26 protein-coding genes and 1 pseudogene are annotated in these 25,376 nt (G+C 72.0%); 12 read left to right on the forward strand and 15 right to left on the reverse strand.

The features are described 5' to 3' along the window. The first annotated feature begins 86 nt into the window (after nt 1–86). From ACWEFJ_RS14255 to ACWEFJ_RS14265, 3 genes are all read left to right on the forward strand, one after another. Nucleotides 87–428, forward strand: coding sequence for a hypothetical protein (locus ACWEFJ_RS14255; RefSeq protein WP_378095039.1), 342 nt, complete (start codon nt 87–89; stop codon nt 426–428). 177 nt (nt 429–605) lie between these two features. Next, nucleotides 606–1,772 (forward strand): M20 family metallopeptidase, encoded by a 1,167-nt coding sequence (locus ACWEFJ_RS14260; RefSeq protein WP_449713973.1) that lies wholly within the window; start codon nt 606–608, stop codon nt 1,770–1,772. Next, complete coding sequence (locus ACWEFJ_RS14265; RefSeq protein WP_378095035.1) at nt 1,769–3,031, forward strand: amidohydrolase; 1,263 nt, start codon at nt 1,769–1,771, stop codon at nt 3,029–3,031. Before ACWEFJ_RS14260 ends, ACWEFJ_RS14265 begins: the two co-directional genes overlap by 4 nt. A 316-nt stretch (nt 3,032–3,347) precedes the next feature. Here the strand turns inward: ACWEFJ_RS14265 and ACWEFJ_RS14270 are convergent, their stop codons facing one another. Then, the gene (locus tag ACWEFJ_RS14270; protein WP_378088490.1) at nt 3,348–5,075 is read right to left on the reverse strand and encodes a glycerol-3-phosphate dehydrogenase/oxidase; all 1,728 of its coding nucleotides are present in this window, start codon (nt 5,073–5,075) and stop codon (nt 3,348–3,350) included. Between the two features lie 182 nt (nt 5,076–5,257). Here ACWEFJ_RS14270 and ACWEFJ_RS14275 point away from each other — a divergent pair, with 182 nt between their 5' ends. Further along, nucleotides 5,258–5,998, forward strand: coding sequence for an MIP/aquaporin family protein (locus ACWEFJ_RS14275; protein WP_378088488.1), 741 nt, complete (start codon nt 5,258–5,260; stop codon nt 5,996–5,998). A gap of 14 nt (nt 5,999–6,012) precedes the next feature. Further along, a complete protein-coding gene (gene glpK, locus ACWEFJ_RS14280; RefSeq protein ID WP_378088486.1) occupies nt 6,013–7,518 on the forward strand; it encodes a glycerol kinase GlpK in 1,506 nt (501 codons plus the stop codon). A gap of 43 nt (nt 7,519–7,561) precedes the next feature. Here glpK and ACWEFJ_RS14285 read toward each other — a convergent pair whose 3' ends face one another. Further along, nucleotides 7,562–8,965 (reverse strand): NAD(P)H-quinone dehydrogenase, encoded by a 1,404-nt coding sequence (locus ACWEFJ_RS14285; protein ID WP_378088484.1) that lies wholly within the window; start codon nt 8,963–8,965, stop codon nt 7,562–7,564. Nucleotides 8,966–9,091: 126 nt separating this feature from the next. On the opposite strand from ACWEFJ_RS14285, the gene ACWEFJ_RS14290 reads away from it, so the two are divergent. Beyond that, nucleotides 9,092–9,541: a gamma-glutamylcyclotransferase family protein gene (locus tag ACWEFJ_RS14290; RefSeq protein WP_033429064.1), complete on the forward strand. Its 450-nt coding sequence runs from the start codon at nt 9,092–9,094 to the stop codon at nt 9,539–9,541. A gap of 13 nt (nt 9,542–9,554) precedes the next feature. On the opposite strand, the gene ACWEFJ_RS14295 is transcribed toward ACWEFJ_RS14290, so the two are convergent. Together ACWEFJ_RS14295 and ACWEFJ_RS14300 are read right to left on the reverse strand one after the other, a co-directional pair. Next, a complete protein-coding gene (locus tag ACWEFJ_RS14295) occupies nt 9,555–10,508 on the reverse strand; it encodes a DUF559 domain-containing protein (protein ID WP_449713974.1) in 954 nt (317 codons plus the stop codon). A gap of 94 nt (nt 10,509–10,602) precedes the next feature. Continuing rightward, a complete protein-coding gene (locus tag ACWEFJ_RS14300; protein WP_449713975.1) occupies nt 10,603–11,397 on the reverse strand; it encodes an ESX secretion-associated protein EspG in 795 nt (264 codons plus the stop codon). Nucleotides 11,398–11,399: 2 nt separating this feature from the next. Here ACWEFJ_RS14300 and ACWEFJ_RS14305 point away from each other — a divergent pair, with 2 nt between their 5' ends. Next, a complete protein-coding gene (locus tag ACWEFJ_RS14305) occupies nt 11,400–11,753 on the forward strand; it encodes a stage V sporulation protein M (RefSeq protein WP_378088499.1) in 354 nt (117 codons plus the stop codon). Nucleotides 11,754–12,248: 495 nt separating this feature from the next. On the opposite strand, the pseudogene ACWEFJ_RS14310 reads toward ACWEFJ_RS14305, so the two are convergent. The 7 genes and pseudogenes from ACWEFJ_RS14310 to ACWEFJ_RS14340 all read right to left on the reverse strand — a co-directional run. Next, nucleotides 12,249–12,716: pseudogene (locus tag ACWEFJ_RS14310) on the reverse strand (PPE domain-containing protein); the annotation flags it as partial. A 27-nt stretch (nt 12,717–12,743) separates the two neighbouring features. Next, nucleotides 12,744–13,121 carry a transcriptional regulator gene (locus tag ACWEFJ_RS14315; RefSeq protein WP_378088478.1) on the reverse strand — a complete coding sequence of 126 codons (378 nt, stop codon included), beginning with the start codon at nt 13,119–13,121 and terminating at the stop codon, nt 12,744–12,746. A gap of 115 nt (nt 13,122–13,236) precedes the next feature. Further along, nucleotides 13,237–13,824 carry a DUF3558 domain-containing protein gene (locus ACWEFJ_RS14320; RefSeq protein ID WP_449713976.1) on the reverse strand — a complete coding sequence of 196 codons (588 nt, stop codon included), beginning with the start codon at nt 13,822–13,824 and terminating at the stop codon, nt 13,237–13,239. Nucleotides 13,825–13,830: 6 nt separating this feature from the next. Continuing rightward, complete coding sequence (locus tag ACWEFJ_RS14325) at nt 13,831–14,271, reverse strand: GNAT family N-acetyltransferase (protein ID WP_449713977.1); 441 nt, start codon at nt 14,269–14,271, stop codon at nt 13,831–13,833. Nucleotides 14,272–14,282: 11 nt separating this feature from the next. Next, nucleotides 14,283–15,158, reverse strand: coding sequence for an HAD family hydrolase (locus ACWEFJ_RS14330; protein WP_449713978.1), 876 nt, complete (start codon nt 15,156–15,158; stop codon nt 14,283–14,285). Further along, nucleotides 15,155–15,544, reverse strand: a complete 390-nt coding sequence (locus ACWEFJ_RS14335) for a DUF1707 SHOCT-like domain-containing protein (RefSeq protein WP_449713979.1) — start codon at nt 15,542–15,544, stop codon at nt 15,155–15,157. Before ACWEFJ_RS14335 ends, ACWEFJ_RS14330 begins: the two co-directional genes overlap by 4 nt. Before the next feature lie 9 nt (nt 15,545–15,553). Beyond that, entirely contained in the window at nt 15,554–17,323 is a 1,770-nt protein-coding gene (locus ACWEFJ_RS14340; protein ID WP_449713980.1) for an acetyl/propionyl/methylcrotonyl-CoA carboxylase subunit alpha, read from the reverse strand. Nucleotides 17,324–17,636: 313 nt separating this feature from the next. On the opposite strand from ACWEFJ_RS14340, the gene ACWEFJ_RS14345 reads away from it, so the two are divergent. After that, on the forward strand, nt 17,637–18,116 hold the full coding sequence (locus ACWEFJ_RS14345; RefSeq protein WP_378088466.1) for a hypothetical protein: 480 nt from the start codon (nt 17,637–17,639) through the stop codon (nt 18,114–18,116). Nucleotides 18,117–18,264: 148 nt separating this feature from the next. Here the strand turns inward: ACWEFJ_RS14345 and ACWEFJ_RS14350 are convergent, their stop codons facing one another. Together ACWEFJ_RS14350 and ACWEFJ_RS14355 are read right to left on the reverse strand one after the other, a co-directional pair. After that, the gene (locus tag ACWEFJ_RS14350; protein ID WP_449713981.1) at nt 18,265–19,590 is read right to left on the reverse strand and encodes a dicarboxylate/amino acid:cation symporter; all 1,326 of its coding nucleotides are present in this window, start codon (nt 19,588–19,590) and stop codon (nt 18,265–18,267) included. A gap of 179 nt (nt 19,591–19,769) precedes the next feature. After that, entirely contained in the window at nt 19,770–20,378 is a 609-nt protein-coding gene (locus tag ACWEFJ_RS14355; protein WP_449713982.1) for a Maf family protein, read from the reverse strand. A 100-nt stretch (nt 20,379–20,478) separates the two neighbouring features. Here ACWEFJ_RS14355 and ACWEFJ_RS14360 point away from each other — a divergent pair, with 100 nt between their 5' ends. Continuing rightward, the gene (locus ACWEFJ_RS14360; RefSeq protein ID WP_378088460.1) at nt 20,479–20,883 is read left to right on the forward strand and encodes a hypothetical protein; all 405 of its coding nucleotides are present in this window, start codon (nt 20,479–20,481) and stop codon (nt 20,881–20,883) included. A gap of 201 nt (nt 20,884–21,084) precedes the next feature. Here the strand turns inward: ACWEFJ_RS14360 and ACWEFJ_RS14365 are convergent, their stop codons facing one another. Both ACWEFJ_RS14365 and ACWEFJ_RS14370 read right to left on the reverse strand, forming a co-directional pair. Then, complete coding sequence (locus ACWEFJ_RS14365) at nt 21,085–21,297, reverse strand: acyl-CoA carboxylase subunit epsilon (RefSeq protein ID WP_449713983.1); 213 nt, start codon at nt 21,295–21,297, stop codon at nt 21,085–21,087. Further along, nucleotides 21,294–22,925, reverse strand: coding sequence for an acyl-CoA carboxylase subunit beta (locus tag ACWEFJ_RS14370; RefSeq protein ID WP_449713984.1), 1,632 nt, complete (start codon nt 22,923–22,925; stop codon nt 21,294–21,296). Before ACWEFJ_RS14370 ends, ACWEFJ_RS14365 begins: the two co-directional genes overlap by 4 nt. 175 nt (nt 22,926–23,100) lie before the next feature. Here ACWEFJ_RS14370 and ACWEFJ_RS14375 point away from each other — a divergent pair, with 175 nt between their 5' ends. From ACWEFJ_RS14375 to ACWEFJ_RS14385, 3 genes are read left to right on the forward strand one after another with little or no spacing between them, the layout of a single operon-like run. Continuing rightward, complete coding sequence (locus tag ACWEFJ_RS14375; protein ID WP_449713985.1) at nt 23,101–23,889, forward strand: biotin--[acetyl-CoA-carboxylase] ligase; 789 nt, start codon at nt 23,101–23,103, stop codon at nt 23,887–23,889. A gap of 44 nt (nt 23,890–23,933) precedes the next feature. Beyond that, nucleotides 23,934–24,458: a PH domain-containing protein gene (locus tag ACWEFJ_RS14380; RefSeq protein ID WP_378088452.1), complete on the forward strand. Its 525-nt coding sequence runs from the start codon at nt 23,934–23,936 to the stop codon at nt 24,456–24,458. After that, nucleotides 24,445–25,374 carry a hydroxymethylglutaryl-CoA lyase gene (locus ACWEFJ_RS14385; protein ID WP_449713986.1) on the forward strand — a complete coding sequence of 310 codons (930 nt, stop codon included), beginning with the start codon at nt 24,445–24,447 and terminating at the stop codon, nt 25,372–25,374. The genes ACWEFJ_RS14380 and ACWEFJ_RS14385 overlap by 14 nt, the downstream gene beginning before the upstream one ends. Nucleotides 25,375–25,376 lie beyond the last annotated feature (2 nt).

The raw sequence follows: 25,376 nt of genomic DNA on the forward strand, positions 1-25,376 counted from the left end.
TTCCGTTCACAGCGCGTGCACGAATACCGGTTTGGACGACCACTGACAGTGGTAACCACGAATGGGTGTAGCTAGGCTTGGCGACCATGTGGCGATCCGGGTTCGCGGTGTTCCTGTTAGTGCTGGCCGGTGTGTTCGCCGGGTCGGGCACAGGGCTCGCCGCGCCGACATCGCCGCACCCCGGACCGGTCCTGGCGGCCCAGCCGACCGAGACCCTCGCGCCCGGCGGCACGATCCAGCCGGAGGGCACGGTGCCGCCCGGTCCGGACGTCAACGCACCTCAGGAGGGTGAGCCCGCGCCGCAGTCCGGTGCGGAAACCCGAAAGAAGTGGTGGATGGGCGGTATCGCGCTGGCCTTGTTCGCCCTCGTTTACTGGCGGAACAAGAAGCGCTGGTCGAAGTGGCGGGCCGGGCGCAAGTCCGGGTGATTCCCAGCTAGTGGGAGCGTCGGGGCGATATCGGGTCGCCTTTGAGCAGGATCCTGCGCAGACTTGATCGGTCTGACCGAAACCCGGTCACCGCTCGGCGCATCGCCGCGACCGGTTGGCGGTTGATCAACCCGGGGTGCGCCGTGCCGGCCGGACCGTGATGCAGGATGGACGCAAATGAGTACCGACTTCAAGATGAGCACGCGCTCGGCCGTCGAGCGGTACTCGACTGCGCTGGTGGACCTCTCGCGCAGCATCCACGCGGAGCCGGAGCAGGCGTTCGCCGAGCACCGCAGCGCCGCCAAGGTCGCCGACCTGCTCGCCGCCGAGGGCTTCGAGGTCGAGCGCGGCGTGGCGGACCTCGAGACGGCGTTCACGGCCTCGTTCGGCTCCGGTGAGCTGGTGCTCGGGCTGTGCGCCGAGTACGACGCGCTGCCCGAGATCGGCCACGCGTGCGGGCACAACGTCATCGCCGCCGCGTCCACCGGCGCGGCGCTCGCGCTGCGTGACGTGGCCGACGAGTTGGGTCTCACCGTCCGGGTGATCGGCACCCCGGCCGAAGAGGTCGGCGGCGGCAAGGTGCTGATGCTCGAACGCGGGGTATTCGACGACGTGGCGTTCTCGATGATGGTGCACCCGGCCCCGTATGAGGCCGTCGCCGCCCGATCGCTCGCCATCACCGACGTCGAGGTGCACTACACCGGCAAGCCGTCGCACGCCGCCGCCGCGCCCCACCTGGGCGTGAACGCCGCCGACGCGATCACGGTCGCCCAGGTCGCCATCGGGCTCGCCCGCCAGCACCTGGAGCCCGGCCAGATGGTCAGCGGTATCGTCACCCGCGGCGGCGCGGTGCCCAACATCGTGCCCGCGCGCACGTCGGCCATGTTCGACCTGCGCGCCGACGACCTCGAGTCGCTGCGCCGGCTGGAGGAGCGGATCAACCGCTGCTTCGAGGCGGGCGCGCTCGCCACCGGCTGCACCCACGAGGTCGTGAAGGTCTCCCCGGTGTACGCCGAGCTGACCCCTGACCCCTGGCTCGCGGACGCCTACCGGCAGGCCGTGACGGAGCTGGGCAGGCACCCGTTGAGCCCCGAGGAGGAGCTCAAGGAGAAGATCGGCAGCACCGACATGGGCAACATCACCCGTGCGCTGCCGGCCATCCACCCGACCATCGCCATCGACTGCGGAGACGCGGTGAACCACCAAATCGAGTTCGCGACCGCCTGCGCGTCGGCCTCCGCCGACCGCGCAGTGCTCGACGGGGCACTCGCCCTCGCCTGGACCACAATTTCCGCTGCCACGGACGGTGCGCAGCGCTCTCGACTGCTGGCGGGTGCGGCATGACGGTCCTGGACTCGCGTCTACCGGAGGAGGGTGCCGAGGTGCTGTTGACCGATCGTGGGGTCAGCATTGCCCCTGTGGATGATCCCGGTGCAGGGCGCGGACCCTCGTGGCTGGACGACTGGCTGGCGGCCAACGCCGCCGAGGTCGTCGCCTGGCGACGGCACATCCACGCCCACCCGGAGCTGTCGCGGCACGAGTACGCCACGACGGAGCTGATCGCCGACGTGTTGCGCTCGGCCGGGCTGAAGCCGCGCGTCCTGCCCGGCGGCACCGGGCTGGTGTGCGACGTCGGCTCCGGGCCGCGGTGCGTGGCGCTGCGCGCGGACATCGACGCGCTGCCGCTGCCGGAGAACACCGGAGCGCCGTACTCGTCCACAGTGGACGGGGTGGCGCACGCGTGCGGGCACGACGCGCACACCACCGTGCTGCTGGGCGCGGCGCTGGCGCTGGCCTCGGCGACCGAGCTGCCCGGCCGGGTGCGGCTGGTGTTCCAGCCCGCCGAGGAGGTCATGCCGGGCGGCGCGCTGGACGTGCTGGCGGCGGGCGGGCTCGACGGGGTGGAGCGGATCTTCGGGTTGCACTGCGACCCGCGCCTGGAGGTGGGGCGGATCGGCACCCGGATCGGCGCGATCACGTCGGCCAGCGACATGCTGGAGCTGCGGCTGACGTCGCCGGGCGGGCACACGTCCCGGCCGCACCTGACGGCCGACCTGGTGCACGCGCTGGGCACCGTGATCACGGGGCTGCCGGGGCTGCTGTCGCGCCGGGTCGACCCCCGGTCGGGGACGGTGCTCGTGTGGGGCGCGGTGCACGCGGGCGAGGCCCCCAACGCGGTGCCGCAGGACGGGGTGCTGCGGGGGACGCTGCGGACCGGCGACCGGGACATCTGGGCCGAGCTGGAGCCGTTGATCAAGGAGTTGGTCGGGGCGCTGCTCGCGCCGACCGGGGTCGGGTTCGACCTGCACCACCGGCGGGGCGTGCCGCCCGTGGTGAACGACCGCGAGAGCACGATGCTGCTGCGCGCGGGCATCGAGGCGGCGTTGGGCGAGGACGCGCTGGCCGGGACGGAGCAGTCGTCCGGTGGCGAGGACTTCGGCTGGTACCTGGAGCACGTGCCCGGGTCGTTCGCCCGGTTGGGCGTGTGGGACGGGGTGGGGAAGCAGAAGGACCTGCACCAGCCCGGGTTCGACCTCGACGAGCGGGCGTTGCTGGTGGGGGTTCGGGTGATGGTGCACGCGGCGTTGGCGGCGTTGGCGTGATCAAACGGCCCTGAGGGATAAGAGCGCGAAAGAGTAAAAGAGCAAAAGCGTCCTCGCCGGACGGGCAGGCCAGCAGGATGACGGGGTTTGGTGGTCAAGCCCCTGTGCCAGCGTTGGTCGGGTTTCGTGTCATCCCGCCGACCTCCACGAGGGCTACCGCACGCGTCAAGGGGGCGGTTCCGGCGCAAGGTGCGGTAGGGCCGGAAGCGCCCCCTTGACACGCGCGGTAGGGCTGCGCCAGGTCGGCGGGATGACACGGAACCCTTCTTCGGGGGAAGGGCAGGCAGGTGGTTGACCTCGGCGTTGTGGGTTGGGGTCAGCTGACCGGTTCGACGATCTCGGGGCGGGCTTCCGGGGCGGAGGAGCGGACGGCGTCGGCGGCTTGGTCGTCCGGTTCGGTTTGGGAGGCGCGTTCGGCGTCGACGCGGGCCGTGTAGACGGAGACCTCGTGGTCGATCATGGCGTCGTCCCAGTTGTGGACGGTGGCCATCAGGCGGGCGACCGGGAGGGCGCAGTCGACGCCGCGGTGGGGGTACTCGATCGAGATCCTGGTGCGGCGGGTGAGGACGTCCTCCAGGTGCAGCGCGCCTTCGTGGGAGGCGGCGTAGACCACTTCCACCTGGAGGTAGTCGGGTGCGCCGGGGACCGGTTTGAGGAGTTCCGGGTCGGCGGATTCGAGGACTTCGTGGACCAGTGACCCGTAGCGGTCCAGGAGGTGGCGGACGCGGTAGGGGTGCAGGCCGTAGCGGGTGGCCAGGTGGTCCACCTGGTTGACCAGGGCGTGATAGCCGTCTGCGCCGATCAGCGGGACCTTGTCGGTGATGGACGGTTGGATCCGGCCCGGCAGGTCGACGGAGGCCGCGTCCACGGCGTCCGCGCCCATCACGCGGTAGGTGGTGTACTTGCCGCCGGCGATGGCGACCAGGCCCGGGGCGACCCTGGCCACGGCGTGCTCGCGGGAGAGCTTGGAGGTGGACTCGCTCTCGCCGGCGAGGAGCGGGCGCAGGCCGGCGTAGACGCCTTCGATGTCGTCGTGGGTCAGCGGGGTCGCCAGGACCTCGTTGACGTGCTCCAGGATGTAGTCGATGTCGGCCCGGGTGGCGGCCGGGTGGGCCAGGTCGAGGTTCCAGTCCGTGTCGGTGGTGCCGACGATCCAGTGGTTGCGCCACGGGATGACGAACAGCACCGACTTCTCCGTGCGCAGGATCAGGCCCGACTCGGAGACGATCCGGTCCCGCGGCACGACGATGTGGACGCCCTTGGACGCGCGGACGCGGAAGCGGCCCCGGCTGCCCGAGAGGCGTTGCAGCTCGTCGGTCCAGACGCCGGTCGCGTTGATCACGGCGTGGGCGCGCACGGAGGTCTCGCGGCCGTCCTCTACGTCTCGCACGCGGACGCCGGAGACCCGGTCGGCCTCCCGGAGGAAGCCCACGACCTGGGTGGACGTGCGGACGACGGCGCCGTAGTGGGCGGCGGTGCGCGCGACCATCATGGTGTGGCGGGCGTCGTCGGCCTGCGCGTCGTAGTACCTGATGCCGCCGATGAGCGCGGTGGGCTTGAGGGCGGGCACGAGGCGGAGCGCGCCCGCCTTGGTCAGGTGCTTCTGCCCCGGCACGGAGCGCGCGCCGCCCATCGTGTCGTACATGAGCAGGCCGGCGGCGGTGTAGGGGCGTTCCCAGACGCGGTGCGTCAGGGGGTACAGGAACGACACCGGCTTGACCAGGTGCGGGGCGAGGCGGGTCAGCATCAGTTCGCGTTCCCGCAGGGCCTCGCGCACCAGCCCGAACTCGAGTTGTTCCAGGTACCGCAGCCCGCCGTGGAAGAGCTTGGACGACCGGCTCGACGTGCCCGAGGCCAGGTCGCGCGCCTCGACCAGGGCCACCCGCAGGCCGCGGGTCGCGGCGTCCAGCGCGGAGCCGACGCCGACCACGCCGCCACCGATGATCACCAGGTCGAAGGTCTCCGCGCCGAGCCGTTCCCAGGACTCCGCGCGCTCGAGCGGCCCCAGCCGACCCGCGTTGGCGGGGTGCTTGCGCGTGACCACTGGCGCCTCCCTGATGCTCGACTCGACGGCCCGACCAAGGACTGACTCGACCACGTTACCCGCTGGTACGCCACCCGTGGACAACCGATCAGGCCGGAACTAGCGTCAACGGGCATTGTGGGGTGGGCAGCGCCGCCGGACCCGGACCGCGCTGCCTCCTGTCAACGCGAGGAGGTCGGCGAGTGAGCAGTGGCTCGATCTTCGTGTGGGAAGTGCTGGGCACCGCGATCCTGGTCCTGCTGGGCGCGGGTGTCGTCGCCAACGTCGTCCTGAAGGACACGTTGGGCAACGCCGGCGGGTGGCTCCTGATCAACGTCGGCTGGGGGTTCGCGGTCTTCGCGGGCGCCAGCATCGCCGCGCCGAGCGGCGCTCACCTCAACCCCGCGGTCACGCTGGGCCTCGCGGTCGCCGGCAAGACGCCGTGGGCGCAGGTCCCCGTCTACTTCGCGGCCCAGATGGTCGGCGCGTTCCTCGGCGCGGTCGTCGCCTGGCTCGCGTACAAGGCGCAGTTCGACGCGCACGACGACCCGGCGGGCACGCGCGGCATCTTCTGCACCGGTCCGACCATCCCCAAGGCCGGCTGGAACGTCGTCACCGAGGTGATCGGCACGTTCGTGCTGGTCGTGTGGGTGCTGCTCAGCCCGGGCGCGAAGGGGGCCGTGGACGGCGTCCCGCAGCTCGGCAACGCGGCCCTCGGCTACGCGGGCGTGGCGTTCGTCGTGATCGGCATCGGCGCCTCGCTCGGTGGCCCCACGGGGTACGCCATCAACCCCGCCCGCGACCTCGGGCCCCGCATCGCCTACGCGATCCTGCCGATCCGCGACAAGGGCAGCGCCGAGTGGGGCTACGCCTGGGTGCCGGTGGTCGGCCCGCTGCTCGGCGGCCTGCTCGCCGCACTCCTGTACCTGGTTCTCCCGGTCTGAAAGGACTCCAGCGCATGACGAAGTACGTGGCCGCGATCGACCAGGGCACGACGTCGACGCGGTGCATGGTCTTCGACCACTCCGGTCGCGTGGTCTCCGTGGACCAGAAGGAGCACGAGCAGATCTTCCCCAAGGCCGGGTGGGTCGAGCACGACGCCAACGAGATCTGGACCAACACGAGGCAGGTCGCGGCGGGCGCGTTGGCCAAGGCCGACCTCACCGTCGCGGACATCGCCGCGGTCGGCATCACCAACCAGCGCGAGACCGCGCTGGTGTGGGACAGGACCACGGGGCAGCCGGTCTACAACGCGATCGTCTGGCAGGACACGCGCACGGACCGGATCTGCCAGGAGCTGGCCGCGCTGGGCGGCGGTCAGGAGCGCTACCGGGACAAGACCGGCCTGCCGCTGGCGACGTACTTCTCGGGGCCGAAGGTCCGCTGGATCCTGGACAACGTCGAGGGCGCGCGGGAGCGGGCCGAGGCCGGTGACCTGCTGTTCGGCAACATGGACACCTGGGTGCTGTGGAACATGACGGGCGGGGTCGAGGGCGGTGTGCACGTCACCGACCCGACGAACGCGTCCCGCACGCTGCTGATGGACCTCGACACGCTGAACTGGGACGAGGGCATCGCGGCCGACATGGGCATCCCGCTGTCGATGCTGCCGGAGATCAAGTCGTCGTCCGAGGAGTACGGCAAGGTCCGCGCCCGCGGCGCGCTGGCCGGCGTGCCGATCGCGGGCATCCTCGGCGACCAGCAGGCGGCGACGTTCGGGCAGGCGTGCCTGTCGCCGGGCGAGGCCAAGAACACCTACGGCACCGGCAACTTCGTGCTGCTCAACACCGGCACGGACAAGGTGATGAGCGACAACGGCCTGCTCACCACGGTCTGCTACAAGATCGGGTCGCGGGAGCCGGTGTACGCGCTGGAGGGCTCGATCGCGGTGACGGGGTCGCTCGTGCAGTGGCTGCGCGACAACCTCGGCCTGATCTCGTCGGCCGCCGAGATCGAGCAGCACGCCCGTTCGGTGGAGGACAACGGCGGCGCGTACTTCGTGCCCGCGTTCTCCGGGTTGTTCGCGCCGTACTGGCGGTCGGACGCGCGGGGCGCGATCGTCGGCCTCACCCGGTTCGTGAACAAGGGGCACCTGGCCCGCGCGGTGCTGGAGGCCACGGCGTTCCAGACCCGTGAGGTGATCGACGCGATGAATGCCGACTCGGGCGTGCCGCTGAAGGCGTTGAAGGTCGACGGCGGCATGGTGGTGAACGAGCTGCTGATGCAGTTCCAGGCGGACATCCTGGGCGTGCCGGTGATCCGGCCGGTGGTCAACGAGACGACCGCGCTGGGCGCGGCGTACGCGGCGGGGCTGGCGGTCGGGTTCTGGGAGTCGGAGGACGACATCCGGCAGAACTGGGCGCAGGACAAGCAGTGGGACCCGGAGCTGGACCCCGAGGCCCGCGAGGCGACGTACGCGCAGTGGAAGAAGGCCGTGACCAGGACGTTCGACTGGGTGGAGTGACCCGGCGGGGGCGTCGTCGTCCGGGCGACGCCCCCGGTCGGGCTCAGTCCAGGTCGTCGTGGCGCATGAGCTGGCGGCCGGCCTCGGTGATCGAGCCGGTCAGCGACGGGTAGACGGAGAACGTGGTGGCGAGGTCGTCCACCGTGAGCTGGTTCTGCACCGCCAGGGTGATCGACAGGATCAGCTCGCTGGCGTTCGGCGCGACGACCACGCCGCCGATCACCACGCCCGTGGCCGGCCGGCAGAACAGCTTCACGAAACCGCGGCGCAGGCCCTCCATCTTGGCCCGCGGGTTGGTGGCCAGCGGCAGCATGATCGTGCGCGCGGGCACCTCGCCGGAGTCGATCGCCTGCTGGCTGATGCCGACGCTCGCGATCTCGGGGTTGGTGAACACGTTCGCCGCGACCGTCTTGAGCTTGATCGGGCTGACGCCCTCGCCCAGGGCGTGCCACATGGCGATGCGGCCCTGCATGGCGGCGACGCTCGCGAGCAGCAGGACGCCCGTGCAGTCGCCCGCGGCGTAGACGCCGGAGATGTTCGTGCGCGACACCCGGTCGACCGGGATGTAGCCGCCGCGGCCGGGTTCGATGCCGATCTTGTCCAGGCCGATGTCGGTGGTGTTCGGGACCGAGCCGACGGTCATCAGGGCGTGGCTGGCCTCGATCGTGCGACCGTCTTCCAGGTGAATCAGGACGCCGTGGCCGACGTTCTCGACCCGGTCGGCGCGGGCGTGCTTGACCACGGCGGTGCCGCGTTCGGCGAACACGTCCTCCAGCACCGCGGCCGCGTCGGCGTCCTCGTGCGGGAGCACCCGGTCGCGGCTGGAGACCATGGTCACCTTCACGCCGAGTTCGGTGTACGCGGAGGCGAACTCCACACCGGTGACACCCGACCCGATGACGGCCAGGTGCTCGGGCAGTTCGGGGAGGTCGTAGATCTGGCGCCAGGTGAGGATCCGCTTGCCGTCGGGCTCGGCGCCGGGCAACACGCGCGGGGTCGCGCCGGTCGCGATGAGCACCACGTCGGCGGGCAGGACCTCCTTCGCGCCGTCCTCGGTGACGGCGACGACCTCGTGCTGGGCGAGGCCCTTGGCGTTGTCGCAGAACTTCGCGACGCCGTTGACGATGCGCACGCCCTCGCGCTGGAGGCGGGCGCGGACGTCGGCGGACTGCGCGAGCGCGAGACCCTTCACCCGTCCGTGGACGACCGGCAGTTCGACCGCGGCTTCCGCGTTGTTCGTGCGAATGCCCAGCTCACCGGCGTTGCGGAAGGCGCTGCGGCCGCCCGCGGAGGCGATGAACGTCTTCGACGGCACGCAGTCGTAGAGCACGCAGGCGCCGCCGAGACCCTCCCGTTCGACGATGGTCACGTCGGCCCCGTGCTGGGCCGCGACCAGTGCCGCTTCGTAACCTGCGGGGCCACCGCCCATGATGACGATGCGGGTCACGCCACGTCCTCCTCGGGGTCGTCGGTGCTGTTCGCGCCGGTGGTAACCGTACGCGGTCGGGTGTCGGGGTGTGTCGTCCGGTCTTCTCGTACCTCGCGGTGATCGCGAGGTCGCTAGGCTGTGGTCGTGCCGCTCTATGCCGCGTACGGGTCCAACATGGACCCGAACCAGATGATGGAGCGAGCCCCCTACTCCCCGATGGCGGGGACCGGGTGGCTCGCCGGATGGCGTCTGACGTTCGGTGGCGAGGACCTGGGCTGGGAGGGCGCGCTCGCCACCATCGTCGAAGACCCGGACTCGCAGGTGTTCTGCGTGCTCTACGACGTGAGCCCGCGTGACGAGTCCCGCCTCGACCGCTGGGAAGGCGCGCTCGGCCTCTACAAGAAGATCCGCCTGCGCGTCCAGACCCTGGAAGGCTCGGTGACCGCCTGGCTCTACGTGCTGGACGCCTACGAGGGGGGACTGCCCTCGGCCCGCTACATCGGCGTCGTCGCCGACGCCGCCGAAGCCGCGGGCGCTCCCGACGACTACGTCGCCGACCTGCGCACCCGCCCCTGCCAAGGCATCGGCCCCTGACCCCGCGCGTGTCCTACGTTCGGAACGCGCGTGTCCTACGTTCAGGATTGCCGAGTTGAACGTTCAGGTGCCTGAACAGCCGGGTCGGGTTCCGGAGGTCCGAGACGTCGGCCCGGAGCACCCTCCAGCCGCGTCGGCGTAGGTCCTCGTCACGGGCCTCGTCGGCTGCGGCCTTGTCGACGTGCGCGGCGTAACCGTCGTACTCGAGCGCCACGCGCTTGTCCGGCCACGCGAAGTCGAGTCGCCAGATCTCACGTCCGTCCAGGTCGCGGATCGGGTACTGCGGCTCGGGGATCGGGAAGCCCGCTTCGGCGATGGTGAGCAGGAGCGCGCTTTCGGCAGCGGATTCGGGCAGGCCGGTCGCGAGGTCGAGCAGGAACACGCCCTGCCGCCTGCCCCGGTAGTCGCGGCGGGTGGCGATGCGCACGGTCAGGTCGGCTTTGAACTCGGCACGCTGGTGCGGCGGAAGTGCCCCGAGTGCTTGATCCGCACAGGCCAGGGCCGTGGAGCGGTACCGGGCGCGGCAGAGCAGGTCGGCGACGGCGTAGTCGAGCGCGATGCTGCGGAGTCCCTCGACCTCGACCACGTCCGCCGGGTCGTACTGGTTGTAGTGCACGGCGACGTCCGGGCGGGGGCGAAGCCTGCGGTCGTGCCCCAGGAGGATGTGGACGCGGTTGGTCTCGGCCGCCGTGCAACCGTGCAGCCAGACCGCCGTGTGGCTCGTCAGCACGGCGTCCGGTCCGGCCATCAGGAGCGCGGCGGCGGCACGGGTGTGCAGGCTCGTCATGCGTTCGCGCTGGATGACGACGTTGCGGCAGTAGCTGACCAGGTGGCCGTCCTTGATGGCGCGGCGCAGGGCTTGGAGGCCCATGTGGTCGTGCAGCTGGGTACGTGGGTAGGCGCCGTGGAGGCCGGAAGGCAGTTCGATCATGCATAACCGAGTGCCGAGACCCGTGATCCCGTACACGGTTCACCTGATCGTGTGGCCGCGAGTGACCTGAGCGTTCAACACGCGCGTTCTGAACGTAGGACACGCGCGTTCTGGGTGTAGGACACGCGCGTTAGGGGGTGGTGAGGGATTCCAGGTGGTGGGTCAGGCGGCGGAGGTCGACGGGGGAGATGGTGCTCCACGGTTGTTGGCCGGGGGTGGCGCGGCGCACTTGCAGGTAGCGGCCGTGGGGGTTGTCGAAGAACGCGACGACGTGGTCCTGGCGGACGCGCTTGCCCCACTTGTCCCGGGACGCGGCGCCGAACTGGCCACGGTTGCCCGCGTCACGGAACATGTCGGCCAACGTGCGGGCGTCCTCCTGACGGATGCCCCGCGCCACCAGCCCGGCGAACAGCTCGTCCGGCGTGTTCGCGCCGGCCGCGGCGGCGTCCAGGTCGGCGCTCGGCAACGTCACCGAGTGCCCCGGACCCGCCGGCAACGGCGGCAGCACCGACAACGCCTCCCGCGCCAGCCCTTCGGACGACGCCGGGCGCAGGGTGAGCTGGTCGTTCGACAGCACGGCCAGCACCCCTGACCGCCCCTTGGCGGCGGCCAGCACGCGGACGCTGCGGCCCAGCCACAACCGCCCGTCAACCTCCTGCTCCGGCCGGTTGAGCAGGTGCAGCAGGTCCTCCAGCGCGGGGTCGAGCGCCACCGGCCGGCCGAGGCCGCGCCGGTCGAGGTCCGCCCACACCCGCTGCTCCAGCTCGGCCCGCTCGGCGTGCGTCTTGCCCGGCGAGGGCACCTTCAGCACCAACGGCATCGTCTCCAGCCGCAGGTGCTCCCACAGCACGTCGAACTCCAGCGCCGAGATGGTCACCGGTTCGCGGACGTCGTTGCCGCCCAGGTCCAAGCCGAACGTCGTCATCAGTGGGTGGTGCTCTCCCCGATCACCGGTGGCGAGATGGTCCCGCCGACGCCGTAGATGTCATCCGTCTGCCGAAGGTAGTCGGCGGCGTCGTGCGTGGCGTCCTCTTCCTCTTCCGCGCCACGAGGACCACCCAATCCGCCGAACGGGTCGAACACGGGCTGCGCCGGCGCGGGCGTGCTGCGCTTGTGCACGGTGTCGTTGCCGCCGGCCTGGCCGCCGGCGCCCAGCAGGCCCGTCGACCCGCCCGGACCGGCCGCCGCCGCGTGCTGCGCGTTGGCCGTCGCGAACGCGCCGAACTCCGCCGAGCTGACGTGCGTCGTGCCGGTCGGCAACGGCACGCCGGGAGCGGGTAGCACCTGCTGGCCCGCACCGGAACCGGAACCGCCGGAACCGGCCCCGCCACCGCCCGCGCCGCCGGCACCGGCGTGCTGGCCGTTGGTCGTGTCGGTGACCGCCGGGTTCCGCTTGTCCTTGTTCTGCTGCGCGCCGCCGATCACGCCACCGGGCACGTACCCCGTCGAACCGGAGGCCGACGCCGGAGCCGGTAACGCCGCCGTCGAGGCCCTGGTCGCCCCGGGAACGGAACCGGCGGACGACGACGTGCCCGTCGACCCGCCGAACGACGGCTGCGCCACGGGACGCGGTGTCCAGCCGCCGGACCGGCCGCCACGACCGCCGCGCCACCCACCACGACCGCCGCCACGCCCACCGCGCGGACCGCCGTAACCCCAACCGGGCGCGGACACGCCCGCCGCGTCGTTCCGCGCCACGTCCGGCGCGCTGATCACCAACTGCGGCGGCTGGTGGAACTGCCCCAGCGTGCTGGTGTTGGAGAACGTGCTGGAGGCGTAGGTCGTCATGACCTCACGCGCGCGCTGCTCGGCCGCGCTCTGCGCCTTCTCCTGGCGCTCGTAGTCCGTCTGCCCGCCCACCAACGCGGTCAACGCGCTGACGAGCAGGTTCGGCTTCTCCGCCGTCACGGGCACCGGCGGCGGCATGTCCGCCCGCGCCTTGGCGATGTACTCCGCCTGCAACTCGGCCGACGTGCGCATCACCTCGGCGCCGGCACGGGCGTCGTCCGCCCACGCGGCCAGGGGGTTGATGCCGACGCGCGCCTTGTCCGCGGCCGAACCCTCCCAGGTCGCCCCGGACCGCAGCACGCCGGCGTGCAGCTCGGCGTTGATCTCGGTCAACGCGGCCGAGACGCCCTGCCACCGCTCCATCGAGGCGTGCGAGGCCCGCGGTCCCGGGCCGGAGTTGATCGCCTCGTACAGCTCTTCGTGGCTGTACCCGCTCCAGCGGTGTCCCTCGGGCATGAACTTCCCCTTGCCTGCGCCGGGCGCTCAGCGGCCGCCCTGCTGTCCCATCAAGCCGGTGTTGTCTTCTTCGATGGACTGGTACTGCCGCTCGACCAGGTCGAGCGCGTCCATGGCCGACTTGAGCTGCCGCTGGTAGTTCTCCAACGCGATCAGCGCCGAGTCGCCCGACTCCAGCGACCGCTCGTTGAACCGCTCCGCGGCGTCCCGGCTCACCGGGTCGCCCGCCCACGGTCGGACCCTGACCTCGGTGATGGCCAGCTCGATCTGCTTGTCCAGCTTGGTCAACGCGCCCGCGAACGCGCTGCGCAGGCTCGGGATCGCGCTCGGCTCGACGTTCAGGGTGTGCGACAGGGGTGGTGGTGAGCCCGTGTCAGCGCCGTGGCCGTGGTCTTCCGCCGGCATCGACGACCTCCCGCCTTCCCTCGGTCCCGTCACGCGTTCCGCTCCTCGCGCATGGTCACTCTAGCCACACGGTCCGACAGCGGGGAGTGGGTCGAGCCCACATCCCCCGCGTGGGTCAGCGCCGTTGCAGCAAACCGGCCACCGCCGCCTCCGCCGCCCGTTGCGCCCCCTGGCACAGCGTGTCCTGCGTCGCCGCTCTTTCGTTACCGCCGTCGCGGAACATCACGTCCAGGAACTGCCCTTCCGCGACGTCCACCTCGACGTTGCACACGCCCTCCATGGACGGCGTGCGCACGACCAGACCGGGGAACCCGGCCACGGTCGTGGGTTCGGCGTGCACCTGGGCGTTCTCGCTCAGCCACACACCGACGCCCTCGACTGTGACGAGCGCGAGCCGCACCACGTTCCCGCTGATGTTGCTGCGCATGGTGCACGCCTTCGCGTTGCCGAAGCTCGCTTCCACGTAGGCGCTGGGCGGGTTGTCCAGGCTCAGCGCGATGCGCTGCTCCGGTGACAGCACGGCGCACGGGTCCACGTCGTCCAACCGCAGCTCACGGGGCCGGGGAGGCAGCGACGGCACGGTGGTCGTCGCCGCGGTCAGGGGTTCGTCCACCCGGCCGTCGGCCTTCTTCTCCGGGAAGGGCGTGCAGGAGGCCATCGCCAACGCGCAGAGCGTGGCGGCGAGCACCCGAGCAGCCCTCATGACGACCTACCGTAGCCGGGTCCACACGCCGCGTGGACCCCCGGCTGTGAAGCCGCACTTCTCGGCCACTCGCCGGGCCGCCGCGTCCGGTGGTCTGGCGGTGACCGAGCGCAGGTCCAGGAACCCGAACCCGAACCGCAGCACGGCCGCCGTCGCGTGGGTCGCCATCCCCTTGCCGCGCGAGCCGGGTGTCGTCCAGCAGCTCAGCTCGCCCCCGCGGGTCAGTGTGATCTCGCCCACCGCTGTTCCGGTGAGCTGGTCGCAGACCGCCCAGGAGCAGGACTCGTCGGCGTCCCACTGGCGGGCGCGTTCGGCGATGTGCGCGCCGGCCGCGTCCAGGTCGGGGAGGAAACCGCCGCCCACCAACGCCACCCGGTCGTCGATGCGGTCGTCCGCGCGGAGTTGGCGCAGGTAGAACTCGCCCGCGTTGATCTCGACGGCCTCCATGCGCCGGGAGACTAGTCCGTCACGAACCCGTCGTGCCGCCCGGCCAGCTCTTCCAGCAGCCCGCGGTGGGCGGACGCGGGCTGGTCGTCGGGACCGGTGGTCAACTCGACCACCCAGTCGGCGTCCTCCACGTCGTCCTCGCCGGCCAGCAAATCCTTGTGCACCGCGCACGGCGACCACCCTGCCGCCGCCAGTTCGCGCGCGGCCTCTTCCGCGTCCCCGCGGTCGTGCAGCACCAGCAACAACCGGCCCGACGCGCCGCCCGGGGCGGCGGTCACGTCGTCGTCCAGCAATCCCCGTGACGACAACGCCTCCCGCAGCGCGGGGAAGTCCGGCGTGTGCACCGAGTCGATGCCGACGGTGCGCGCCGCCCTGGCGTTCTCCTCGTTGTCATCGCAGAACAACGTCCCCGACGGGGAATGTTGGAGCACCCGCAACGCGCGCCGGAACGCATCGGGCGCCGGCTTGGCCACCCCGAGCCTCGCGGACGACACGACCGCGTCCACCTCGCGGTCCAACCCCAGCGCGGCCAGGTCGCGCGGCAGCCGGTCGGTCGCGTTGGACAGCAACGCCACCCGGCACCGCCCGCGGACCCGCCGCACGAGGTCCAACGCCTCCGGGATCACCTCGCCGGTCCGGGTCCACGCCGCCACGGCGTCCGCCGCGCGGTCCGGGGACAGGCCCTCGCCGGAGACCAGCTGCCCGCGCACCGCCGCGCGCCACTCCTCGTCCGTGACGCGCCCGGTCGTCGCGGGTCCGGCCAGCGCGAACGACACCCGCGCCAACGTGCCGCGCGGCAGGCCGTGCTCGTCCTCGATCGGCCCGTCCGGCGGGAACCGGCGCAGCACGCCGTCCAGGTCGAGCAGCAGCAACGACGGTCGGCTCAACGCCTGCCCATCCGGCCGATGAGCAGCGCCACCGCGGGGATCAGCAGGAACACCAGCACCGTCTTGGTCATGAAGAACAACACCACGCTGATCAGCGCGACCGCCGTGACGGCCACGCTGCCGAGCCGCGGGTCGAGCGCGAAACCGGGCCGGGCCGCCGGGCGTGGCGGCGGCACCAGCGGGTCGACCTGCGCGAACCGCGGCCGGGGCGCGGGCAGGTCGCTGAAGAGCGCGTACAGGTCGCCGCGGGTCTTCGCGGTGGCGACGCGGGCGGAGCGCTCGCCGTACTCGTCCACGCTCAACCGCCCCTCGCCGAGGTGCGTGCCGAGCAGTTCGAGCGCGTGCTCACGCTCCGCGTCGCCGATCCGGATGTCCCGCTCGCTCACACGGTGAGCCTATTCCTTGATCTCGCAGATGACCGTGCCCTGGGTGACGGTCGCGCCCGGTTCGGCGGCCAGACCCGTGACGACGCCGGCCTTGTGCGCGGTCACCGGGTTCTCCATCTTCATGGCCTCCAGCACGACGATCAGCTCGCCGGCCTCGACCTGCTGCCCGTCCTCGACCGCGACCTTGACGATCGTGCCCTGCATGGGCGCGGCCACCGCGTCGCCGGACGCCGCCGCGCCGCCCTTGCCGCCGGCGCGCTTGCGCGGCTTGGCCTTCACGCCCGCCTTGGCGCCGGCGCCGCCGCCCGCGAACGCCAGGTCGCCGGGCAGCGAGACCTCCAGCCGCCGGCCGCCGACCTCGACCACCAGGGTCTGCCGCGGCTCGGCCTCCTCGGCCTCCGCGCCGTCGGTGAACGGCGGGATGGTGTTGTCGAACTCGGTCTCGATCCACCGCGTGTGCACGGTGAAGCCGTCCTCCGAGCCGACGAACGCCGGGTCGCGCACGATCGCGCGGTGGAACGGCAGCACGGTCGCCATGCCCTCCACCACCATCTCGTCGAGCGCGCGCCGGGCCCGCTCCAGGGCCTGCGTGCGGTTCTCGCCGGTGACGATCAGCTTCGCCAGCAGCGAGTCGAACTGGCCGCCGATGACCGTGCCGTTCTCGACACCCGCGTCCACCCGGACGCCGGGGCCGGACGGCACGGTGAACGTGGTGACCGTGCCGGGGGCGGGCAGGAAGTTGCGGCCCGCGTCCTCGCCGTTGATGCGGAACTCGATCGAGTGGCCGCGCGGGGTCGGGTCCTCGGTGAACCGCAGCTCCTCGCCCGCGGCGATGCGGAACTGCTCGCGGACCAGGTCGATGCCCGCGGTCTCCTCGCTGACCGGGTGCTCGACCTGGAGCCGGGTGTTGACCTCCAGGAAGGAGATCGTGCCGTCCACCGCGACCAGGTACTCGACCGTGCCCGCGCCGTGGTAGCCGGCCTCCTTGCAGATGGCCCGCGCGGAGCGGTGGATCTCGGCGCGCTGCTCGTCGGTCAGGAACGGCGCGGGGGCCTCCTCGACCAGCTTCTGGTGGCGGCGCTGCAACGAGCAGTCGCGCGTGCCGACGACGATGACGTTGCCGTGCTGGTCGGCCAGCACCTGCGCCTCGACGTGCCGCGGCTTGTCCAGGTACCGCTCCACGAAGCACTCGCCGCGGCCGAACGCCGCCACGGCCTCGCGCACCGCGCTGTCGAACAGCTCGGGGATCTCCTCCAGCGTGCGGGCCACCTTGAGACCGCGACCGCCGCCGCCGAACGCCGCCTTGATCGCGACCGGCAGGCCGTGCTCCTCGGCAAACGCGACGACCTCCTCGGGACCCGCGACCGGGTCCTTGGTGCCGGGCACGAGCGGCGCGCCGGCGCGCATCGCGATGTGCCGCGCGGTCACCTTGTCGCCGAGGTCGCGGATGGCCTGCGGGGTCGGCCCGATCCAGATCAGGCCCGCGTCCAGCACCGCCTGCGCGAAGTCGGCGTTCTCGGACAGGAACCCGTAGCCGGGGTGCACCGAGTCCGCGCCCGCGCGCTTGGCCACGTCGAGCAGCTTGTCGATGGACAGGTAGCTGTCCCCGGGCGTGCTGCCGCCCAGGGCGAACGCCTCGTCCGCCAAGCGGACGAACGGAGCGTCCCGATCCGGGTCGGCGTACACGGCGACGCTGGCCAGACCGGCGTCTCGGCAGGCACGGATGACCCGGACGGCGATCTCACCGCGGTTGGCGACGAGGACCTTGCGCAGCGACACGACGTCCTACCTCCTGGCAACGCTGGAACGTGGAGCGGCAATGGACGGGGAGTTTAGTGACCCTTTCGTACCCGGCGACCGAGAGACAGCTCACGCTTGGGTGGAACAATCGGGAATCGTGACACGCCCGCCCACAGCCGCGCTTCTGACAGCTTGCGCAGCTGTGCTCATCACTATCGCGGGCCTGGTCATCGCCTGGTCACTGAGACCTCCTCCGGTGTCCGACGCGGGCGGCGCCGTGCCTCAGGACGAATTGCGCTGCGGCGCGACGGCCTGCCGTTCGGTGGTGAAACAGGAGGTGGGTGTCGATTCAGTGGAATTACTGGTGGGCGAGGGCGCGGGCCGGATCCGGACCAGCGGCGCTTCGGGGCCGAACATCTTCGAGTTGACCATCGCGGCTTCGGGCGCCCGGATCGACGCCGGTTCCCTGCAGTGCGTGGACGCCGAGGTCGCGGTGTGCCTGGTGCGGGGCGAGGCCGGCGGCGAGGCGCTCGGCGAGGTGCTGGTGCGGCGGTCGGGTGCCTGGTCGCGGGCGCAGGTGCCTTACGTGTCCAGCGGGGCGTACCTCGCGCTGCACGACGTGGACGACGACACGGTGGCCGACGTGGTGGCCGTGCAGCGGGCGTGCCCGGCGGGGGTGGCGTGCTCGCGGTGGTTCGCCCAGGTCTTCTCGCTGGCCGGCCGAGGCGGCGAGATGGGGTGCACGCCGGTCGTGCGCGAGCCGGAGTCCCTGCCGGGCTGGCCGACCGTGACCCCGGACCCGGCCGACCTGCGCCAGTGCGGCACGGCGTGACCCGAACGTTCAACTCGGGTGTTCCGGACGTAGGACACGCCTGTTCCGGACGTAGGACACGCGCGACCTGGACGTAGGGCTCTCGCGCGTGTCCTACGTCCGGAACGCGCGTGTCCTACGTCCAGGTCGGGTGAGGTGAGCGTTCCGGTCAGGCGGGGACCGGGGTGGTCGGGCGGGGGCCCGTCAGCAGCGGCGGCTCGCTCGGCGCGTTCAGGACCTCGTCGTCGAGCAGGCCCTCGGAGCGGGCGACCAGGACCGGGACGGTGATCTGGCCGGTCACGTTGGTGGCCGTGCGGACCATGTCCAGGATCGGGTCGATCGCGTAGACCACGGCGACACCGGTGGCGATGACCTCCGGCGGCATGTTCACCGCGCCCAGGGTCAGCGTCAGCATGGTGAACCAGCCGGTGGTGCCGGCGGTGGCCAGCGCGCCGAACACGGCGACGGCGACGATCGCCACGTACTGCCACACGCCGAGCTGCACGCCGAACAGGTTCGCGATGAACACCGTGGCGATGGCCGGGTACACCGCGGCGCAGCCGTCCATCTTCGTGGTCGTGCCCAGCGGCACGGCGAACGACGCGTAGTCGTTGTCCACGCCGAGGTTGGCGGCGGTCTGCCTGCTCAGCGGCAGCGTCGCGCCCGACGAGCGGGACACGAAGGCGAACTGGATCGCGGTCCACGCCTTGGCGAAGAACGTCACCGGCGACACCCGGCCGACGAACCGCAGCAGCAGCGGGTACACCACGAACAGCACCAGCAGCGACCCGCCGTACACGGCCGCGATCAGCGAGAACAGCGGCCGGACGAACGAGTTGCCGTACGTCGCGAACGCGGTGCCCAGCAGGCCGAACACGCCGATCGGCGCGAGCAGCACGATCCAGCCGACGACCTTCTGGATCAGGTCGAACATCGAGCGGGTCAGCGTCACGAACGGCGCGGCCTTGTCACCCAGCGCGTACGCGGCGAAGCCGACCAGCACCGCGATGAACACGACCTGGAGCACCTCGCCCTCGGTGAAGGCGCTGAACAGGTTGGACGGCACCAGCGTCTCCAGCAGCGTGCTCCACGAGCCCGGGTCGCGGGCGGCGAGCCTCTCCACCGCGGCCTGCGACGGCTCGACCTGCACGCCCGAGCCCGGCTTGAAGACCAACGCGATGGCGAGGCCGATGAGCACGGCGATCAGCGACGTGGTGGCGAACCACAGCAGCGTCTTGCCGCCCAGCCGCGCGGCGCGGCTCGTGCCCAGGCGGCGCAGGCTCGTGATGCCCACCACGATCGCGGTGAACACCAGGGGGATGACGGTGAACTGCAACAGGCTGGTGAAGACGTCGCCGATGTGCCCGAGGGTGGCGGTCAGCCACTCCTGCCCGGTGCTCTTGGCGACGTACCCGGCCAGCGCTCCCAGGACGAGCGCGGCGAGGACGGTGATGCCGAAGACCTTCGGCTTGGTGTAACTGCGGAGGAACGACACGGTGTGCTCCGGGTTGGGTGCGCAGGGGTGGACGACGGGGACGGCGTCAGCCGCGACAGCCCGTGTTCGTCCGGCGCCCGAAGTCGATGTGGCGGCGGCGCGTCAGCAGTTCACCCACGACTCCCCCAACCCGAAAGCCCTTCGAGAAGCTTCCCGGATCTGGGAAAATGTGACAACGGCTACCAGATGTCGGACACCGCGACCCCCACTTGCCGCAGCAGCCTCCTGGTGAGCGGGAGGCTGATCCCGATCACGCTGGACGGGTCGCCGTCGATGCCGTCCACGAACCAGCCGCCCAGGCCGTCGAGCGTGAACGCGCCCGCGACGTGCAGCGGCTCGCCCGTCGCCAGGTACGCCTCCAGCTCGTCCTCGGTCGGCCGGCCGAACCGGACCAGCGTCGCCTCGTGCCCGATCGCGCGGTCCACGACCTCGCCGCCGCGCACCCGCAGCACGGCGTGCCCGGTCAGGAGGGTCCCGGTGGTGCCCGCCATCTTCTTCCACCGCTCGCGCGCGACCTCGACCGTGCCGGGCTTGCCGTGCACCTCGCCGTCGGCGGTCCGCAGCATCGAGTCGCAGCCCACGACCACGGCGTCGTCGTCCTCGTCCCGGGCGATCGCCTCCGCCTTGGCCGTCGCCAGCGCGGTCACCAGGTCCGCCGGCGTCGGGTCGGTGAGGGAGGCGGCCAACGCGTCCTCGTCGACGCCGGACACGCGGACCACGGGTTCGACCCCGGCGGCGCGGAGCACGGCCAGGCGGGCGGGGGACTGGGAGGCGAGGACGAAGCGCACGCCGTGCAGCCTAGGGCGCGGCGGGACCACCCGTTCGGGGCCGGTGCCGTGCGTAGAACTACCGATGCGCCACGTGACGGCCTTCGGCACCCTCGGTGCAGTGCAGCGTGTGGCTCTGGTGGTCCGCCGGGTCGACCGGGGCCGGCGGTGGCGCCGGTGGCTCCTGGTCGTGCCCGCCGTCCTGGTCCTGGGCGTCGCGGCCCGCGTGGTGTCCACCGACCCCGTCGGGTACGGCGTGCCGTTCTGGCCGTTCGCCGACGGCAGCGACCGGGCCGAGTACCGGGTGATGGGCGAGGTGACGACGATCGCCCGCGCGCTGCGGCGGCTGGAGGAGGTGCCGCCCGCGCTGGCCGCCGAGGGTGTCGAGGTGCTGGAGACGCGGATCGGCGTCGGCACCATGTGGATGCGGGTGCGGCTGCACGTGCCGGACGGCACGCGGTGCCGCGAGGTCTCCGTGCTCGGGGACACCGGGGTCCGGGTCAACTCCCGCCGCGTCGACTGCTGAGCAGGGCGAAGACCGTCGCCGGGGCGGCTGGTGAGCACGCCGAAGACCGCCGCCGCGCCAACTGCGGAGCACGCCGAAGACCGTCGCCGCAGCGACTGCGGAGCGCGTCGAAGACCGATGCCGCGTCGACTGGTGGGCAGGCCGAAGGCCGCCGCCGGGTCGGACCGGCGGCGGTGGGCGGCGAGTCGGGTGCGGTGCGGCTCAGCCGGGCAGGCCGGAGGCCCGCCACGCGCCCGGACCGTGCGGCAACGGGCGCCTGACCTGCCTGGCCTTGTCCGACCACGCCGAGCGGTGCGGCTGCGCCGGGACGGGCGAACCCGCGCCCGCCAGGCCGACCACGACCGCCGCGACCGCGGCCAACTCCACGTCGTCCGGGTTGCCGCGCACCACCCGGAGGTGCGTCTCCCCGCTCACAGCGGGATGTTCCCGTGCTTCTTGGGCGGCAGCGCCTCGCGCTTGTCCCGCAGCATGGACAGCGCCCGTGCGACGTGTGAACGCGTGTACGAGGGTGGGATCACACTGTCAACATAGCCGCGTTCGGCCGCGACGTAAGGGTTGCAGAGGGCGTCTTCGTATTCTTGCTGCAAACGGGCCCGAAGCGCGTCCACGTCCTCGCCCGAAGCCACGGCGCTCGCCAACGTCTTGCGGTGCACGATGTTCGCCGCGCCCTGCGCGCCCATGACCGCGATCTGCGCCGTCGGCCACGCCAGGTTGATGTCCGCGCCCAGGTGCTTGGACCCCATCACGTCGTACGCGCCGCCGTAGGCCTTGCGGGTGATCACGGTGACCAGCGGCACGGTGGCCTCGGCGTAGGCGTAGATCAGCTTCGCGCCGCGCCGGATGATGCCGTTCCACTCCTGGTCGGTGCCGGGCAGGAAGCCGGGCACGTCCACGAAGGTCAGCACCGGGATGTTGAACGCGTCGCAGGTCCGCACGAACCGCGCGGCCTTCTCCGAGGCGTCGATGTCCAGGCAGCCCGCGAACTGGGTCGGCTGGTTGGCCACGACGCCGACCGAGTGGCCGTCCACCCGGCCGAAGCCGACCAGGATGTTCGGCGCGAACAGCGGCTGGACCTCCAGGAACTCGCCGTCGTCCAGCACGCGGGTGATGACCTCGTGCATGTCGTAGGGCTGGTTCGCCGAGTCCGGGATCAGCGTGTCCAGCTCGCGGTCGGAGTCGGTGATCGAGTCCTCGATCGAGCCGTGCACCACGTCGTCCGGCGCGTCGAAGACCGGCGGCTCGGACATGTTGTTGGCGGGCAGGTAGGACAGCAGCTCCTTGACGTAGGCGATGGCGTCCTCCTCGTTCTCGCCGAGGTAGTGCGCGTTGCCCGACTTGGTGTTGTGCGTGCGCCCGCCGCCCAGCTCCTCGAAGCCCACGTCCTCGCCGGTGACGGTCTTGATCACGTCCGGGCCGGTGATGAACATGTGCGAGGTCTGGTCGACCATGACCACGAAGTCGGTCAGCGCGGGCGAGTAGACGTGGCCGCCCGCGTTCGCGCCCATGATCAGCGAGATCTGCGGCACGACGCCGGACGCGGCCACGTTGCGGCGGAAGATCTCGCCGTAGAGGCCGAGCGAGACGACGCCCTCCTGGATGCGCGCGCCGCCGCCCTCGTTGATGCCCACGATCGGCCGGCCGGTCTTGATGGCCAGGTCCATGACCTTGACGATCTTCTCGCCGTAGACCTCGCCGAGCGAGCCGCCGAAGACCGTGACGTCCTGGCTGAACACGCACACCGGGCGGCCGTCGACGGTGCCGTAGCCGGTCACCACGCCGTCGCCGTAGGGCCGGTTGCGCTCCTGCCCGAAGTTCGTCGAGCGGTGCCGCGCCAGCTCGTCCAGCTCGACGAACGAGCCGGGGTCGAGCAGCAGCTCGATGCGCTCGCGGGCCGTCTTCTTGCCCTTGGCGTGCTGCTTCTCCACCATGCGCGCCGAGCCGGCGTGCACGGCCTCCTCGTTGCGCCGGCGCAGGTCGGCCAGCTTCCCGGCGGTGGTGTGGACGTCCGGCTCCTCGCCGATGGGGGCGGTCGCACTGCTCATAGCGGGGCAGCTTAACCAGCCCTTCCCGGCACGGCCGGGCGTAGTAGCCCAGCTCACGAAGACCGGGTTGACCTCCAGCGCGGTGGAGGTTGCAGGCTTGGCCGCGGTGATCCGCCCCGCCGTCCACACCGCTCCGACACAGCGGGCGGGGCGGGTCGCTCACTAGTCTGCGCGGGTGACTCTCGACACCGCCGCACTGCGCGCCGGCCTCCTCGGTCCCTACGCGGCCCTGGACGTGGTTGCCGAGACCGGGTCCACGAACACCGACCTGTGCGACGCCGCGATCCGGGGCGCGCGGGACCGGACCGTGCTCATCGCCGAACGGCAGACCGCGGGCCAGGGCCGCCGCAACCGCGACTGGACCTCGCCCGCCGGCGGGCTCTACGCGAGCGTGCTGTTCCGCCCGGACGGGGTGCCGCCGGCGCGGTGGCCGTGGCTGACGCTCCTCGCCGGGCTGGCGCTGGTCCGCACGGCCCGCGGCGTCGGCGTCGAGGCGTCCCTGAAGTGGCCGAACGACCTGCTGGTCGGCGACGCCAAGGCGGCGGGCGTGCTGGCCGAGATCACCGCCGGCGCGACGCCGGCCGTCGTCGTCGGCATGGGGCTCAACGTGGCCGCGCTGCCCGACGGCGTCCGGCCCGGCGCGGGCGGCCTGCGGCCGACGAGCCTGGAGGACCACGCCGGCCCGCTGGACCGCACCGCGCTGGCGATCACCCTGCTGCGGGAGCTGGCCGGGCTGGAGGACGCGTGGCGGCGCGCGGGCGGCGACGAGCCGTCGTTGCGCGACGAGTACCGGCGGCACTGCGCCACGCTCGGCAGCCGGGTGCGGGTGGAGCTGGCCAAGGGCGACGCGCTGGTCGGCACGGCCCGCGACCTGGAGCCCGACGGCACGCTCGTGGTGCGCGACCAGACCGGCGTGGACCACACCGTTTCCGCCGGGGACGTGGTGCACCTGCGGGTACGGTGAGGCTTGCTCCCCACCAGGCGAGCACCGCACCGAAGGGACCCGTCGTGGCCTACCCGGACGACCTGCTCCGCACCGGCGAGCACGTCGTGGTGCACCGGCACCCGCACTGGAAGACGCTGATCGCGCCGGTGCTCGTGCTCGTCGTCGTGGTCGTCGGCGGCGCCTACCTCGCGGTGCTGGTGTCCGACTTCGGCTGGGCGTCGGTCGCGTGGACCGCCCTGGCCGCGCTCGCCGCGGTGCTGATCGCCTGGTTGACGCTCGCGCCGCTGGTGCGCTGGCGCACCACGCACTTCATCGTCACCGACGAACGGGTGATGTACCGGTTCGGCGTGCTCAAGCGGACCGGGTTGGACATCCGCCTGGACCGCATCGACGGCGTCCGCTCCGAGCGCGGCCCGGTGGACCGGCTGTTCGGCTGCGGCACGCTCGTCGTCGAGTCGGGCGCGGACGAGCCGTGGGAGTTCGACGACATCCCGGCCGTGGACGAGGTGCTCTCGCTGCTGCACCCCGGGCGCGACCGGGTCGGGGACCACCGGACGGAGGACAGGGTCACAGATGGGCGCGCGTGAGGTCGGCCTGCCGGACACCGTCGGCGCGAGCGGTCTGCCGGACCGCGTGACGATCTGGGAGGTCGGGCCGCGGGACGGGTTGCAGAACGAGGCCGAGGTGGTGCCCGTCGCCACCAAGCTGGAGTTCCTGGACCGGCTGGCCGACGCGGGCGGCACGGTGCTGGAGGCCACGAGCTTCGTGCACCCCCGGTGGGTGCCGCAGCTGGCCGACGCGGAGGAGCTGCTGGCCGGCCTGGTGAAGCGGCCGGGCGTGAGCTACCCGGTGCTGGTGCCCAACGAGCGCGGGCTGGAGCGGGCGCTGCGGGCGGGCGTCGAGCACGTGGCGATCTTCGCCAGCGCCACCGAGACGTTCGCGCGGCGCAACCTGAACCGGTCGCTGGACGAGCAGTTCGCCATGTTCGACCCGGTCGTGTCGCGGGCGAAGGCCGAAGGGCTGGCCGTGCGCGGTTACGTGTCGATGTGCTTCGGCGACCCGTGGGAAGGCGCGGTGCCGCGGGAGCAGGTGGTCGGCGTCGGCAAGCGGCTGCTGGACATGGGGTGCGACCAGCTCTCGCTCGGCGACACCATCGGCGTGGCCACGCCGGGCCAGGTGACCGCGCTGCTCGCCGGTTTCGACGGCGTGGACCGGCTCGCGGTGCACTTCCACGACACCTACGGGCAGGCGCTGGCGAACACCCTGGCCGCGATGCAGTCCGGCGTGCGCACGATCGACGCGTCGGCGGGCGGGCTGGGCGGCTGCCCCTACGCCGAGTCGGCGACCGGCAACCTGGCCACCGAGGACCTGGTGTGGATGCTGGACGGGCTGGGCGTCGGGCACGGCGTCGACCTGGACAAGCTCGCCGACACCAGCGCGTGGATGGCCGAACGGCTGGGTCGGCCGAGCCCGTCGCGGGTGGTCCGGGCGCTGCGGGGGTAGCC

It is taken from the genome of Actinosynnema sp. NPDC004786, from assembly GCF_053601135.1.